General features: G+C 58.0%; 15 protein-coding genes. 3 read left to right on the top strand and 12 right to left on the bottom strand.

The features are described from left to right. Positions 1-37: 37 nt before the first annotated feature. Together LJA86_RS07165 and LJA86_RS07170 are read left to right on the top strand one after the other, a co-directional pair. A complete protein-coding gene (locus LJA86_RS07165; protein WP_045415848.1) occupies positions 38-325 on the top strand; it encodes a VF530 family DNA-binding protein in 288 nt (95 codons plus the stop codon). Positions 326-332: 7 nt separating this feature from the next. Then, positions 333-1,625 carry a glycoside hydrolase family 10 protein gene (locus LJA86_RS07170; protein ID WP_229225899.1) on the top strand — a complete coding sequence of 431 codons (1,293 nt, stop codon included), beginning with the start codon at positions 333-335 and terminating at the stop codon, positions 1,623-1,625. 39 nt (positions 1,626-1,664) lie between these two features. On the opposite strand, the gene dsbG is transcribed toward LJA86_RS07170, so the two are convergent. The 7 genes from dsbG to LJA86_RS07205 all read right to left on the bottom strand — a co-directional run bounded on the left by dsbG (position 1,665) and on the right by LJA86_RS07205 (position 6,999). Next, positions 1,665-2,423 carry a thiol:disulfide interchange protein DsbG gene (gene dsbG / locus LJA86_RS07175; RefSeq protein ID WP_229225900.1) on the bottom strand — a complete coding sequence of 253 codons (759 nt, stop codon included), beginning with the start codon at positions 2,421-2,423 and terminating at the stop codon, positions 1,665-1,667. A 41-nt stretch (positions 2,424-2,464) separates the two neighbouring features. Continuing rightward, positions 2,465-3,076: a DsbA family protein gene (locus tag LJA86_RS07180; RefSeq protein ID WP_229225901.1), complete on the bottom strand. Its 612-nt coding sequence runs from the start codon at positions 3,074-3,076 to the stop codon at positions 2,465-2,467. 7 nt (positions 3,077-3,083) lie between these two features. Beyond that, positions 3,084-5,108 carry a protein-disulfide reductase DsbD family protein gene (locus tag LJA86_RS07185; protein WP_229225902.1) on the bottom strand — a complete coding sequence of 675 codons (2,025 nt, stop codon included), beginning with the start codon at positions 5,106-5,108 and terminating at the stop codon, positions 3,084-3,086. 48 nt (positions 5,109-5,156) lie between these two features. Next, positions 5,157-5,528 carry a hypothetical protein gene (locus LJA86_RS07190; protein WP_167210770.1) on the bottom strand — a complete coding sequence of 124 codons (372 nt, stop codon included), beginning with the start codon at positions 5,526-5,528 and terminating at the stop codon, positions 5,157-5,159. 87 nt (positions 5,529-5,615) lie between these two features. After that, positions 5,616-6,176 carry an RNA polymerase sigma factor gene (locus LJA86_RS07195; protein WP_229226254.1) on the bottom strand — a complete coding sequence of 187 codons (561 nt, stop codon included), beginning with the start codon at positions 6,174-6,176 and terminating at the stop codon, positions 5,616-5,618. 5 nt (positions 6,177-6,181) lie between these two features. Further along, the gene (locus LJA86_RS07200) at positions 6,182-6,601 is read right to left on the bottom strand and encodes a hypothetical protein (RefSeq protein ID WP_045910604.1); all 420 of its coding nucleotides are present in this window, start codon (positions 6,599-6,601) and stop codon (positions 6,182-6,184) included. 158 nt (positions 6,602-6,759) lie between these two features. Next, positions 6,760-6,999 carry a hypothetical protein gene (locus LJA86_RS07205; protein ID WP_229225903.1) on the bottom strand — a complete coding sequence of 80 codons (240 nt, stop codon included), beginning with the start codon at positions 6,997-6,999 and terminating at the stop codon, positions 6,760-6,762. 69 nt (positions 7,000-7,068) lie between these two features. On the opposite strand from LJA86_RS07205, the gene LJA86_RS07210 reads away from it, so the two are divergent. Continuing rightward, positions 7,069-7,779, top strand: coding sequence for a hypothetical protein (locus LJA86_RS07210; RefSeq protein ID WP_045910606.1), 711 nt, complete (start codon positions 7,069-7,071; stop codon positions 7,777-7,779). A 255-nt stretch (positions 7,780-8,034) separates the two neighbouring features. Here the strand turns inward: LJA86_RS07210 and LJA86_RS07215 are convergent, their stop codons facing one another. The 5 genes from LJA86_RS07215 to LJA86_RS07235 all read right to left on the bottom strand — a co-directional run bounded on the left by LJA86_RS07215 (position 8,035) and on the right by LJA86_RS07235 (position 15,080). Continuing rightward, positions 8,035-9,585: a methyl-accepting chemotaxis protein gene (locus tag LJA86_RS07215; RefSeq protein WP_024909531.1), complete on the bottom strand. Its 1,551-nt coding sequence runs from the start codon at positions 9,583-9,585 to the stop codon at positions 8,035-8,037. Positions 9,586-9,674: 89 nt separating this feature from the next. After that, positions 9,675-10,691 carry a LacI family DNA-binding transcriptional regulator gene (locus tag LJA86_RS07220; protein WP_229225904.1) on the bottom strand — a complete coding sequence of 339 codons (1,017 nt, stop codon included), beginning with the start codon at positions 10,689-10,691 and terminating at the stop codon, positions 9,675-9,677. A 28-nt stretch (positions 10,692-10,719) separates the two neighbouring features. Further along, a complete protein-coding gene (locus LJA86_RS07225; protein ID WP_229225905.1) occupies positions 10,720-12,126 on the bottom strand; it encodes a sucrose-6-phosphate hydrolase in 1,407 nt (468 codons plus the stop codon). Further along, entirely contained in the window at positions 12,126-13,496 is a 1,371-nt protein-coding gene (locus tag LJA86_RS07230; protein ID WP_023619263.1) for a sucrose-specific PTS transporter subunit IIBC, read from the bottom strand. Before LJA86_RS07230 ends, LJA86_RS07225 begins: the two co-directional genes overlap by 1 nt. 66 nt (positions 13,497-13,562) lie before the next feature. Next, positions 13,563-15,080, bottom strand: a complete 1,518-nt coding sequence (locus LJA86_RS07235) for a carbohydrate porin (protein ID WP_229225906.1) — start codon at positions 15,078-15,080, stop codon at positions 13,563-13,565. Positions 15,081-15,154 lie beyond the last annotated feature (74 nt).

A 15,154-nucleotide genomic window follows, 5' to 3' on the forward strand; every position in this document is an offset into this window, starting at 1 on the left:
ACCCCAATCCCCTAAAAATCGAGACATCCGGACGCCTATGACTGCACATATTTCCAAAGATCCTTTGCATGGCGTAACGCTGGAGATGATGGTCAACGCCCTGGTGGCGAAATATGGCTGGAGCGAGTTGGGCGACCGCATCAAAATTAACTGTTTCAGAAAAGACCCCAGCGTTAAATCGAGCCTGAAATTTCTGCGCCGCACCCCATGGGCGCGCGCGGAAGTGGAAGCCCTGTATCTGGACTCTCTCAACGATGAGGGAAATACAGCGCAGGCGGCGCCCGCCTTTAATCCCTGGGCCAACAGTCGGATTATCAAGAGCTAATACGCAAATGACGCGACACGTAAAACGGATCGGTGCGCTGGCTGCCTGCGCGCTTTTACTTGTGAGCTGCTCCTCAAAACCACCGAAATCGCTGGTTACCCCTCTCCCCACCGTCAGCAAACCGACGCCGCAGGCAAACCAGCCGATGCGCGGCATCTGGCTGGCGACCGTCTCGCGTCTCGACTGGCCCCCGGTGGCCTCGGTGAATGGCCGCAGCGCGGACCAGCGCATCGCGATGCAAAAGCAAGCGCTGATCGCAAAGCTCGACAACCTTAAGCAACTCGGCATCAACACGGTCTTTTTCCAGGTGAAGCCGGACAGCACCGCCCTCTGGTCATCAAAGATTCTCCCGTGGTCGGATATGCTGACGGGCAACATCGGGGAATATCCGGGATACGATCCGCTGCAGTTTATGCTTGATGAAGCGCACAAGCGCGGCATGAAGGTCCATGCCTGGTTCAACCCCTATCGCGTGTCGACCAACACCAAACCGTCCACCATCGCCGCCCTGAACCGGACCGCCTATCAGACCCCGTCCAGCGTCTATGTTCAGCATCCGGAATGGGTCCGCATCTCAGGCGACCGCTTTGTGCTCGACCCGGGCATTCCCGAGGTGCGGGACTGGATAACCAAAGTGGTGACCGAAGTGGTGGCGAACTACCCGGTAGACGGCGTGCAGTTTGATGATTACTTCTATGCCGAATCGCCGGGCTCCGCGCTGAATGATTCGCAGACCTGGCGGCAGTACGGCCAGGGATTTGCCTCAAAAGCCGACTGGCGAAGGCACAACACGCAGCAGCTGATCGTCCAGGTCTCCCGCGCGATCAAGCAGACAAAGCCCGACGTTGAGTTTGGCGTCAGCCCGGCGGGGGTATGGCGTAACCACTCCTTTGACCCGGCAGGCTCCGACACACGGGGCGCCGCGGCCTATGATGAATCCTTCGCCGATACGCGCCAGTGGGTGCAGCAGGGCCTGCTGGACTACATCGCGCCGCAGATTTACTGGCCCTTCGCGCGTGATGCCGCGCGCTACGACGTGCTGACCAGATGGTGGGCCGACGTCGTGAAGCCGACCCACACGCGCCTGTATATCGGCATTGCGTTCTACAAGGTGGGCGAACCGTCGAGAAACGAGCCGGACTGGACGGTTCAGGGCGGCGTGCCGGAGTTGAAAAAGCAGCTCGATCTCAACGATTCGCTGCCCAACGTCAACGGCACCATCCTGTTCCGGGAAGATTACCTGAACCAGCCGCAGACCCAGCAGGCGGTAAACTACCTCCGGGGACGCTGGGGTAGCTAAGTAACGGTCAGGCAGAAACGCCCGTTTCTGCCTGTTTTTTTACGGCTTCGGCCCGAACATCGCCTCGAGCTGCTGCGCATCCGGCATACCCACCACCTGCTGCAGCTCATTTTCCGCATTCAGATAGTAAATGGCCGGCGTGGCGTTAGCGCCGAGGCTGTCCATCAGCGCCTGATGTTTCTGTAGGATCTCAACCGTTTCGCGGGAAGCCTCGCCTTCAGGCTTGGGCAGTTTTTTGCCGCCGGAGAGCTCGTATTCGCGCCAGGCCGCAACCGGATCTTTCGCATTCAGAATGGCGGCGGCGTTGCGTCCGCTGTTGGGGTTGAGGAACGCCACCAGCAGCGTATTGAGCTGCACCTTACCGGCCTTCACCCACGGCTGCGCCTCGGACCAGAACTGCTTGCAGTACGGACAGAACGGATCGGCAAAGACAAAGACCTTACGCGGGGCGCTATCCGCCCCTTCCTTCAGGGGATGCGCCGCGTTGAGGTTTTTCCACATCTCGCGTCCCATTGGGGCGTAGATCTCTTTCTGGAAATAGCCCTCGCTGAGGTTCTTCCCTTTGTCATCATAAAGATAACCTGAGATCACGTGCTTGCCGTCCGGCGTAAGAAAGAGCGTCACGCCCATATCCTGATACTGCCCCAGCCAGGCTGGCGCGCCGCCCGGCGCATCCAGCTTCTTGATGATTTTGATGTTCTGCTGCTCGCTGAAGTGCTTCACCACATCCGGTATGGCTTCAGCCGCCTGTGCCAGCCCTGACGTCGCCAGCGCCGAAAGTAACAGTAATTTTTTCATTTCCCTCTCCGGTTTGTCGGGGGCATTTCGCCCCCTTCAGGTTAGCGGCTTTTCAGTGCGTCACTGACCATTTCGTCGAATTGTTCGAACGGCACCCAGCCGGGAAGCAGCCCCTCGCCGATAAGCGTGGCGGGCGTGCCCTGGATCCCCATTTTTTCCGCCACAATGAGGCTGCGCCTGATCGTCAGAAAACTCTCCTCGTCCGGCGTCGTCACGCTCACGCCCGCCCGCTTTTGCGCCTCCTGAATGCTGGCGTCATCGTGGTACCCCTTTTTCGCCATCAGGGTGTGGTTCAGCTTCATAAACTGCTCAGGATGCGCACGCCAGAAGGTTAACGCGTCTCGTGCGGCGGTCAGCGAACTTTCCGAGCGGAAAGGTAAAAACTTAAAGACCACCGCCACGTCCGGATGTTTTTCGACAATCTTCTCCAGGTACGGATCGAATTTTTTACAGTACGGGCAGTTGTAGTCGGTAAACACCACCAGGGTGAGCTTTGGGTTTTTCGCGCCGATGCGCGGGGAGTTTGGATCGTTAAACAGGAAATCAGCGATCATCTTCTGCGCGCGCTGCTCCTGGTCCGGCGTCAGCGGCTGGGCAGCAAACACCTGAATCGGGGCCAGCAGGAGCAGCAGCGTAATAAGGAATTTTTTCATGACACAGTTAGCCTTTTGCGTTGTTCAGGGTGGTGACCAGGGTGCGCTTGTCCAGCAGCGGCGAGAGGATTTCGCCATCAGGCAGGCCGGGGCCATACACCGCGTTAAACGGAATGGCGTAGCGGTTTCGCTTCGCCAGAAAATCCGCGATAAACGCGGACGGCTGGCTCCAGTCCCCGCGCAGGGCCACCACGTCCGGCTGGCGCAGCGCGGCAATCACGTCCGGCTGACTGAGTACGCGGTGCTCGTTAACTTTGCACGTCACGCACCAGTCCGCGGAGATATCCACAAACACCCGTTTCCCCTGCGCCAGCGCGTTCTCGATAGCCTCTTCGCTGAGCGGCTGCCACGGGATAGTCTGCGCAACGCTTTGTGCCGGAGCGTCAGACGGCGCGTTAAGCAGACCGCGCAGCTGATACCCGCCGAACGCCGACAGCGCGATGACCACCAGCCAGAACAAGAGCGAAGATTTTTGCCCCTTCAGCGCGAACAGCACCAGCGCAGCGGCAGTCAACGCCAGCATCACGATCTGGCTGAACACCTCGCCCAGATGCGCGCTCAACAGCGTTGCCAGCCAGAGGCTGGAGGCCAGCATCATCATGCCGAGGATGACCCTGAGCGTGTTCATCCAGCGGCCGGGTTTCGGCAGCAGCATGGCCGTTTTCGGTACCAGGGCAACGAACAGCCACGGCAGACTCATGCCCACGCCGAGCATCAGGAAGATCAGCCACAGGGCGTGCAGCGGCGCGCCAAGGGCAAAGGCGACCGCGGTACCGAGGAACGGTGCGGAGCACGGCGTCGCCAGCAGCGTGGCGAACATCCCTTCGCAGAAGCTGCCTCCGATCCCCGATCCCCCTGCCGTCGCCAGCCGTCCTGCGGCAGAAGAAGGCAGCAGCATTTCAAACGTCCCAAACAGGTTCAGCGCAAACAGGAAGGTCACGGCGACCATCAGGCCGATAAACCACGGGTTCTGGAACTGAATGCCCCACCCCAGCGACGCTCCGGCCAGCTTCAGCGCAGTGACCATCCCGGCCAGCAGCATAAAGGAGGTGAGGATCCCGGCGCTGGTGGCCAGAAAGCGCAGCCTGATGGCGCGGCTGTTCGATCCCGCCAGCAAGATGCTGTTAAGCTTCATGCCCATCACCGGCAGCACGCAGGGCATCAGGTTCAGGATCAGCCCGCCCAGCAGCGCAAAGAGCACCATTTTTCCCGTCCCGTCCGGCACGGAGGTCTCTTCGGGCGTTGCCCCAACGGTCATGGTGGTTTGCTGCGCCCGATCGCCGTTGGTCAGCACAAACGACAGTCTTTTGCCTGCCAATGAGGCGGGTTTATCACCCCATTCGTCGGTCACGGGTACCGTCACCCGAAGCGCAGTGCCGTCATGTTTAATGACCGGCTCGCCGGGCAGAATGTCACCCTCCAGCGGGTCAAAGTAGATCCCCGGATTGTCCCACTTCCCGTCCGTCGTGCCGGTAATCACCAGCTTGTCGCAAGAGAGCCAGGCGGAAAGATCAGACGACACGCCTGATGAACCCGGCACGGCGCGCATCGCTTGCCCGAAGGCGCTGCGGAAGCCCTCATCCACCGGCTGGGTAAAATCGAGGTGCAGCGGGTAGTCCGTCAGCAGGCAGACGTTGCTGCACGTAGAGAGCGTCAGCGTCCCGTCGAGCGTGTCGCCCTTCGCTCCGTCGAGCGTAATCGGGATCGTCACCTTATCGTGATAGCCCTGCGTGGTCATGCCGGAGATATCGAAGCGCGACGGCACCGGCCAGGACCAGCTGTCCGTTACGCCTTCCGGCCAGCTGATTTTCGGCGCCACGCCGCCCTCGCCCGGCGATCGCCAGTAGGTTTTCCAGCCGGGCTTTAGCTCAACGGTGAGCAGGCCTTTAACATGCGTTTGTTCCCTCTCCGCCTGAAAGCGGATGCGGGCGTGATCGTTTTGTGGGGAGACCAGCCAGCCGGTGTCTGCCGCATGGACAATGCCGATGCAGGACAGCCACAGGAAGACGAATCCCCTGAAGAGGTTAACCATGTTGTACTCCGTGAACAGTAAAAAATTATCGTGTGAGGACGATGTTTTTCATTCACGGAAAACGCAGTTTTTAAGGTGTATTCGGGGAGGCGGCGCCTGAACGGGCTGTTCCGCCGGAGCCAATGCCCGCCCTTGCGTCAACAGCTGCAGCAGCGCGAAGAAGATAATAATGGCCGGTAACGCACCGTCGAAGAACAGCGGCTGCGCGCAGAGAAGCGAGTGCGCGCCGAGCTGACACGGCGACGGGCCGGGTTGTTCAGTGTTGCTGGTTTGAGTCGGGGCATCTGCACTCAGCGAAATCTGCGGATCCAGTCCCTGTAAAAAATGGTTGAGCATCACCGCACGCTGCACGAGGCAAAGCGCCATCGCGAGACAGGTGATAATCAAAAGCCATTTTCCGAGGAGCTGACGGTTGCGCATAACATTCCAGCGTGACAAGACGCCCCGATCATAAACGATAGTGATGAATCTACAAGTGCCGGAAGTGTAAGGTTTTGTCTGCCGCCGCTATTCGCCCGTCAGCGCGTCATAGACGTCCCGTAGCCGCGTGCGTAGAAACAGCACCGCCTTGTGCTTGCGGGATAACAGCGCCTGTTCGCTGGCGCCGGTCTCCTCTGCCAGCATCTTAATGCTGTAGCCGTGGAGCTCGGTCTTTTCAAACGCCTCCCGCTGCGGCTGTGGAAGTTCAGACAGCGCCTGCCCCAGTTCTTCCCACAGCAGCGTCTTGAGGTACTCCTCCTCCGGCGTGTGCGGTACGCCGAACAGGGTTTCGGCCAGCTCGTCTTCCGGATAACCGTCGTCATCTTCGCCCGTAAAATAGCCGGAGAGCGACACCTCGCGCTTTTTACGCGCCCGGTCGGTCATTTCGTTACGCGCCGCGCGGAACAGCCAGGCGGCGACGTTTTCGACCGGCTGCTCCACTTTCATCAACTGATACGTCACTTCCTGCAAAATGTCGTCGGCATCATCGCGAACGGACGTCCGTCCGCGAATGAAGGCTTTCAGCCGGGCGCGGCAGGCATTGAGCGCCGACATCAGCATGGATCCGCCCGCCTCCCCGGCTTTCATCTCGCTCACTCTGCTTCCGGCGCTTTTGGCGTGGCTTCATCGCGCTTATCGTCACGATGGCCATGCCAGCCGCAGTGGCCGCGACCGTGGCGACCGAAGCCTTCACGGCGCTGCTGAATAAACGCTTCGCGCTGTTCGGGCGTCATATTCATCCAGCGCTCGTGCATGCGGCGGTGCGCGCCAAACATTCCGGGGCGGAAACCTAAGCCGCCAAACAGAATGCGACTCAGCACCAGAATGCCCAGCGCCTGCCAGAATCCGATGGCCTTCACGCCCAGGATCGCCGGAAGCAAGGCGTTCCACAGGGACATCACCAGCAGGCCGAGCACGATGAAAATCACCGCGCCGATGACTAAGCCCTTGCCCATACGGTGGCGACCAAATCCGCGCCCGTGACCTCTGCCGTGCATTTCAAAATCTCTCATGGTGTTTACCTCGTTTGCAGTAACTGATTATGGCTTGTGATGAGGTAGACGGATGAGGGAGTGAAATATTGCTGGGGTGAATAAAATTTTTTTGTGCTGCAGAATTTGGACTCATAGCGGTAACGGCTGACGGATGCTATGAGTCACTTGCAGGCAAATCATCGCGTACGAAGAAGTCGCTTAACCAATGCGATAGCAATGACGGCCAGTATGATTGAAAACAGTGCCAGGAAGATGAGCAAGGATAATAATGGATTTAACAAGCCACCTAAACTGGTGAAGTCGCTGAGACGGCCAAGTTGCTCGGACGTGCAAACACGCAGAATGATCTCAGGGATAATAAGCAAAAAAATAATGACGGTCAGGACATAAACCAGAGCACTCTTGCGCTTTGCCATTTTCGATGTTGCCCCTCTATCAAACATGATCAATGATAATAAGGTAATGATACTGCAAGGTTATATAAAATGGCACAAAACTATTTGCAACTGAAAATGCAGTCGAATAAACAGTTAGCTATTGCACTAACAAACTCGCTTCGAGACATGCATGAAGACCATATGGCAACTCTGGAAAAGGTGAAACAGGGAACGCAGCGCCTGGTTAGCTACGGTGCATGTTTGATGCCAGACGAGTATTATCGTAACGCATGCCGTGATACCTGGCGTGAAGACAAACGCTTAGTCCTTGCCTTAGGTGAAATTTACAACCGAAAAGATGTCACTTTAGACATGGTTGAAATCTATTTTAGGAAAACTCTCAATAGGCTGGGCGAACAAAAGAGCAAAGACCTGATTACGAATATCCATAACTTGTTGGGTAAAGCTGCCGAGCATGCATCGGCGAAAGCCAGCAAGCTAGCCCTCTCCTTTACTCTTGCGAACCTGATCATCAACAGCAAAGATTTTAAGCAAAATCATATCAGGCTTGTGAACTCATTCTCGACTTGGTTCGTTAATGGTGCAACGCTTTACTCAAAGGCTCAGGTAGCAGCATCTGCAGCTAATCGCCTCAAATTTCAGGATCCGCAGTACTACCAGGCACTTTATAAAGAAAATATCGAGATGTTATACTTCTTAATCGAACCGCAAATGTCTGAAATCATTTACCAGGTAAACTCTGGGGATAATAATGAGCAAGTGATAGGCGACGCCTTGTACGAGATACTGCGGAAATGAAGCAAGCAATTTTATGGCTTTTGAAGTCGTTTTTTTACCTGATTCCTGCGTTGCTTATCGTAATTGGAATATATCTATTTGTACGGTTTATACCGGGGCATGCTGCTTTACTCAGCGTCGTTTGGGTGATTGTTATTTCTGTTATATATGTGAAATACAATAAGTGGTACTGAAACAAACTCAAAGAGTAAGCAGGCAAGACTTTATGTATGACAGTAATATAAAAGGCTCCTTGCGGAGCCTCCCCTCATAAAATCAAGCCTGCACCGGCAAACTAAAACTCGAAATACTCCGTGAAAGCTGCTGCGCCTGCTCTTCCAGCGAAGCCGCTGCCGCCGCGGACTGCTGCACCAGCGCGGCGTTCTGCTGGGTCACGCCGTCCATCTCGGTCACCGCCTGCCCAACCTGGCTGATCCCGCGGCTCTGCTCTTCAGAGGCGACGGAGATCTGCTCCATCAGCGTATTCACTTTATTCACCGACGAAATGATCGAATCAATCACCTCGCCCGAGCGGCTGACCAGCTCCGCACCGTTTTTCACGCTGGAAACCGACTGCGCGATCAGGCTTTCGATATCTTTCGCCGCCACCGCGCTTTTCTGCGCCAGGGTGCGCACTTCGCTGGCTACGACCGCAAAGCCGCGTCCCTGCGTACCGGCGCGCGCCGCTTCAACCGCCGCGTTCAGCGCCAGGATGTTGGTCTGGAAGGCGATGCTGTTAATCACGCTGGTGATGTCTTCAATGCGCTTCGAGTTCGCCGCAATGGTATTCATCGTGTCGATGACTTCACGGGTTACCGCTTCACCGGTGTGGGCATTTTTCACCGCGTCCTGCACCAGTTTCCCGGCCTGATACACATTATCGGTATTGTTCGCCACCGTCGCGCTCAGCTCTTCCATGCTGGCCGCCGTCTGGGTTAACGCCGAAGCCTGCTGCTCGGTGCGTGACGCCAGGTCGATATTCCCGGAGGCAATCTCCTGGGCTGCATGCGTTACGGTATGGCTCGCATCGCGCACCTGGGCGATGGTCGCCAGCAGCGCCTGACGCATCTGCTCCATCGAGCCCATCAGATGGTCGATTTCGTTGCCTGTACTCCCCTTCACCGGCACCGGAATGTCCAGCTTGCCTGCCGCAATCTGGCTGCAGTGCTCGCGCGCCAGGTTAACTGGCGCAAAGACAAAGCGCTTCATCAGCAGGCTGACGGCGACAATCACCACCACAAACAGGCTGGCGATAGCGGCAATGATCGCCAGGCCAGAGACGAAGTTACTGCTGGCATCTTCGTTCAGGCTTTTGGCGTATTTCTGGTGGACGGAAAGCACCTGGTCGAGAACGATCTCGTACTGGCGGTCGAGGCGGGAGACTTCCGGGATCAGCGCGTTGAATTTGGCAACATCGTGCGCCTCGGCGGCGTCGATCAGCGGCGCCAGCCCCTGGTTGCGGTAGTTTTGCCAGGCGTCCTGATAGGCAGTGACCAGCGGCGCTTCATCGCTCAGGCGCGGCGACGCCATAAAGGCCGCAAAGGCGTGATCCGCTTTGGTCAGCGCCTCTTTCACGGCGGTAAGCTTTGCAGCGCCGTCCGCCGCGTTGCCCGCTTCCACCATCTTCACATACTCCATCACCCGCACGCGCAGCGTACGGCTGTGGTTAATAGGGTCAATAATGGACAGCACAACCTGGATCTCTTTGTTGACGTTATCCAGCGAATTATTACTTTTAATGATGAGGCCAACGCTGGTGACGGTGCTGACAACAAAGAAGAAAAGCAGCGAGAACAGGACAATCAGGGACGACTTTTTCAACGACATAAACCAATACCTCAAGGAGAATTATTCCTTATGGTTATCGGCCATTCCAAAACTTAAATTAATTAAAGTTATTGATGTATCGAACCGGGCTATTTCGCTGACTTATAGCGTCGCTGCAGGGTGGCATTGAGCTTGCGCTGCAACGGCTGCGGCGTCTCCCCCTCGATTAATTTGCTAATCAAATCAAAGCAGTGCCACGCCAGCTGGCGGTTATCCTGACGAATGGTATCCACCGGGATCGTCAGCGAATCGTAGAGATAGTGATCGTCAAAACTGGCTAACCTGATATCGCTCTGCAGCAGGTTATGTTGGCCCATATAGCGCAGCACCCCTTCCAGCAGCCCGCAGGCGGCGGCGAAGAGCGCTTTCGGCGGACGCCCCAGGCGGGCGCAGAGTTCAGCAAACATCTCGTATCCGGAGCTCGGATGATAGTTGCCATGAATGATCCACTCGGGGCGCAGCGCCACACCGGCCTCACGCAGCCCTTGCTTAAAGCCTTCCAGGCGGTCGCGCGTGGGCGACAGCCGGGGCTGGCCGCCGAGAAAGTAGAACTCATCAGGATGCTGGCGCGCAATGTCGGCCACCAGTTCGGTCGTCGGGGTAATGGAATCGGTGATCACCAGCGGCAGCGCGCTGTCGTTGATGTGGCGGTCAAACAGAACCACCGGCAGCTGCTCGCTCAGCTTATGGTAGTCCGTGTCGTTGAGCATGCTGGAGGCCACAATCAGCCCGTCCACCTGACGCGCCACCATGTTGTTCACCACCACCGTCTCCTGCCCCGGGTTTTCATCGCTGCAGGAGATCAGCAGCTGAACGCCCGCCTCGCGGCACAGCGTTTCCAGCTCGTGAGAAAAGACGGCAAAACCGTAGTTGGTGATCTCCGGGACCACCAGACCAATGGTGTGGCTGCGGTTATCGCGCAGCGAGCGGGCGTGAATGCTGGGCTGATAGTGGTGCTCTTTTGCAATTGCCAGCACGCGCTCGCGCGTCTCTTCCGCCACGCGAAGCTCTTTGCTGCGACCGTTCAGAACCAGGCTGGCGGTGGCTTTTGACACACCCGCCAGCTCCGCGATGTCTTTAATGGTGACGCGTTTTGTTTTTCTCACAACGACTTAGATCCGGCTGCCAAAACCCTCATTCTATCATGCAGGCGCGCAGCGACCAGTAGCGTAATGTGATATCGGACGCACCTTCGAATCGCACCCAGGCCGGATGGTCAGGAAAATAGCGGCTGCTCATTACCCCTTCTCCCTGGTTAATGAAGATTTCGACGCTGGAGCGGTCGCACAGGACGCGCAAATGACGGACGTCCCCCTGCCAGTAGCGGGTCAGTGTTTCACCGGTTTTCAGGCTCGCGCGTTCCAGACGTACGCCTTGCTCATCGAGCGTGAGGCGCAGCGCGCCGGCAAAATCGACGTTCACCTGCGATGCGCCCAGCTCAAACTCCAGACGCGTCGCGTCCAGTTCGGGCGCGTCGCTGGCGCGCCCCTGCCAGTGCTGCTCATCTTCACGCAGCGCCGCCAGTTCGCGCGCCGGGGTCTGCCAGAGCCTGCCGTCGCGATAGCGTAGTTCGCGCGGGCAGGTCATCTGGTGCATCCAGCCGTGCGCCCGGGTGGGCTGAAGCATCTCTTCCCCGTCCGGTACGCCCATCCAGCCGATCAGGATGCGGCGTCCATCTTCCGCCAGCGTGGTTTGCGGGGCGTAAAACTCAAACCCCGCATCCAGCTCGTGAAGCTCGCCGTGATCGAATGCGGCGCTGGCGTAATCAAACGCCCCGCTCATCCAGGTGGCCGGATAGGTATTGAGATAGCGATGCGGCTCGCGCGCCAACCCCTGCGGGCAGCAGATCAGGACATGTGTCCCGTCGAGGGCAAACAGGTCTGGACACTCCCACATATAACCCGCGTCCGTCAGGCCGTTAACCCCGTGACCGGTGATCTCCCCGCAGGATGTCCAGGCGTGCAAATCGGCTGATTTAAACAGCAGCACCTTGCCGCGCTTCTGCACATCCTGCGCGCCGAGCACCATGTACCAGTCCCCGTCGTGCCGCCACACCTTCGGGTCGCGCACGTGGCCGGTGTAGCCTTCCGGCAGCGCCAGCACCGGCCCCAGCTTCCTGAAGGTACCGTCCGGTTGCTCTACGGCCAGGCACTGCCAGGCGGTGCGGCTACCGTCATCGAACTTGACGTTGCCGGTGTAGCACAGGGTCAAAACGCCCTCGTTATCGACGGCGCTACCGGAGTAGCAGCCGTTGCGGTCATACGCTTCGTCGGGCATCAGCGCCAGCGGCTCATGCCGCCAGTGCACCAGGTCCGCAGAGCTCCAGTGCCCCCAGCACTTAAAGCGATGCTCGCAGTCCAGGGGGTTCCACTGATAGAACAGGTGATAGCGGCCAGCGAACCAGATAAACCCGTTCGGGTCGTTCATCAGCCCCGTCACCGGCGCGGCGTGCCATTGCGGATAATGGCTGTCCGACAGCGCCCGCGGCTGACCTGTCATAACGGCCTGCAGTATCGCAGGCCAGCGGGAAGGTAACGTCATTATTCAGAATCCGTTTTATATTTCAGCAGCAGTGAGACGGTAAACGCCACGCCGAAAGCAATCACCATGCCGATAATATAGTTCAGCAGCGAGCTGGCCTGCACGATGGCCATGCCCGGAATCGCGGTCAGCCCAACGGCGGTCATGTACACATGCACGGAGACCACCCATGCCCCGCCCACCGCGCCGCCAATCAGCGCAGCGATAAACGGCTTAACGAAGCGCAGGTTGATACCAAAAATGGCCGCTTCGGTGATGCCCAGCATTGCAGAGAACGCCGACGGCAGAGTAATGGCTTTGATTTTGGCATCTTTGGTTTTGAACCACACCGCCAGACAGGCGCCGCCCTGCGCCACGTTCGCCATGGCCCAGATCGGCAGCAGGAAGTTAACGCCAATCGACGGGTTGCCCAGCAGCCCGGCTTCAATCGCGTGGAAGCTGTGGTGAATACCGGTGATCACAATCACCGAATACAGTCCGCCGAACAACAGCCCGGCAAGCCAGCCCGCGTGGGCGATCAGCGTGCTCAGAATAAAGGAGATACCGTCCCCCAGAGCGCGCCCCGCCGGGCCGATAATCAGCAAGGCGATAAAGCCGGAGATGACGACGGTGAGGAACGGCGTCAGGATCAGGTCTAACGCATCCGGGATCGCGCGGCGCAGGTTTTTCTCCACGATGCTCATAAACCAGACGGCCAGCAGCACCGGGAATACCGTGCCCTGATAGCCAATCATCGCGATCTCAAGGCCGAAGAAGTTCATGGTGTGGAAGCCCGACGCCACGCCCCAGGCGTTGGTCAGCGCCGGGTGGGTCAGAATGCCGCCCAGCGTCGCGCCGAGGTACGGGTTACCGCCAAATTCGCGCGCGGCGGTAAAGCCAATCAGAATAGGCAGAATGATAAACGCCGCCGAGCTGCACATGTCCAGCATGATGTAGATGGCGTTATCCGCATTGACCCAGCCGTAGGTTTTCACCATGCCGAGCAGGCCCATCAGCAGACCGGACGCCACAATCGCGGGGATGATCGGCACAAAGATGTTGGAGAGCAGACGGGCAATGCGCTGGAACGGGTTCAGCTTGCGCGCCGCCAGATCCGCAGCCTCAGATTTACTGGATTCGCTAATACCCGCCGCCTGAATAAAGGCGGCGTACACCTTGTTGACCACGCCCGTGCCAAAAATCACCTGCATCTGCCCGGCGTTACGGAAGCAGCCTTTCACACCGTCGACCTTGCCGATAGCCTGCTGATCCGCCAGCGCGTCATCGACCAGCACCAGACGAAGACGCGTTGCGCAGTGCGCCGCGCTGGCGATATTTTCCTTGCCACCGAGCAGCGGAATAAGCTCGCGGGCGATTTGATTAAAATCCATAGATACCTCTGCCTGACTTCTTTTTATGATGTGCGAAACGCTCCCGCCAGGCGGGAGCGTGATGGGTTAAAACCAGGTTTCCATCTGGACCCCAAAGTTCCATTCCCCGCCGGCGTTGAAACCGCTGCTGCCAAAGGCATCATCGCTGGCGTAATGATCCAGTTTGCTGCTCCAGTCCATCCAGGTGGCAAACAGGCGCAGTTCGGGACGGCTGAAGAAATCGCCGATTTTGCTTGCTTTTAAGGTTGGCGCAAAGGTCAGCTTGTAGAAACTGCCGTTCACGGCGTTGCGATCCTTATAGCCTTCCGGGTTTAAATCCATGTACTGATAGCTGCCCTCAAAGGCCAGCGCGAAATTCTGGGTGACCTCTTTGATCAGGCGGGTGTTGAGCGTTACCCACTCATAGCTATCGCCCTTGACGTAGCGATCTTTACTGCTTTGTGCCAGAACGGCGGGCGCAACGCTCCAGCCACCGCCGATCGGCGTGACACCGTAACTTGCGAAGCGCCAGGTATCCGCCTCAGACAGCAAGGCGCCATCGGAGCCGATGCTTTTCACCTCCGCACCCAGCCCGTGACCATACAGCAGCGCCGTTTTGGCGGTCCCTTCGCGCAGGCCGTAGAAGCTGTCATTATGCAAGCCCACCAGAGCATGAACGCCGTGATTGGCGGCATCCGTTTTGATGAGTTCGCCGTTAGTGTCTTTACGATCGTCGTTATCCTTTGCCCGCAGGCCGCTCACCATCAGCTGGAACGGGCCGGCGAAGTGGTTCATGCTGAGGATATAGTTCTGAACGTTGTTGTCGGTCTGCTCCACGCTGCCGAAGTTGCGGCCATAAATGGAGAAGTTGCTGCGCAGCGAATCGTTCCATTTCACGTCATAAACGCCGCCGCCGGTACCGGCCAGGAACACCACGTCGGAATCCAGCCAGTGGATGTCAAAGTTGTCGCGGTCGAAGCGTTTACCCGCCCAGAAGGTACTGCCCTTCAGCGCGCCGGTAAAATCAGGCAGATTGCCCAGCTCTGCGAAGGCCTGGCGAATATTGAGGTCGCTGGTATCGGCTGACCAGTCGTTATAGGTTCTCTGACCGTCGGCCAGCATCGCCTTGAAGCGCGTGGTCGCCCCGTTATCCAGGGTTTGCTTGTGCTCGAGGTTCAGCTCGACGTAGGTGTCGGCTTCGTTACCCAGACGCCCCACCGCACCGCCGGTTTCACCGGCTGGCGTCAGGTAAGGGCCGCTTTTGCTGCTGGAGGCGGCATCGTTCATCAGCAGGCCAGAGCGGGCATAGCCGTGGAACTCAAACCCGCCGGTCTGATCCGCCTTCTTCTCCAGCGCGGTGGTGCGCTGCGCCACCTCCTGGGTCGTCGTTTGCGCCTGCTGCTGAGCGGCAACCAGCTGCTGCGTTTTTTGTTCTGCTGCCGCGGCGCGTTTCTCAGCCACCTGCGCGCGCGTCTCCGCGTCCTGAAGGCGCTGCTCCATCGCGGCAAGGCGCGCTTCAATACTGGACATATCCGTCTGGGCAAAAACAGAGGTACTTCCGGCCAGCATGCCTATCATCACGGCAAGTCTGCGTTTTTTATACATTTTGTCGCATCCCTAAAAGAAGTCATTAAACGTGCTAAATTGCTAAACCGGTTTAGGTTGCTGATACTAAACCT

The organism is Enterobacter sp. TCD1-1 (assembly GCF_020567405.1).
Taxonomy (GTDB): domain Bacteria; phylum Pseudomonadota; class Gammaproteobacteria; order Enterobacterales; family Enterobacteriaceae; genus Enterobacter; species Enterobacter quasiroggenkampii.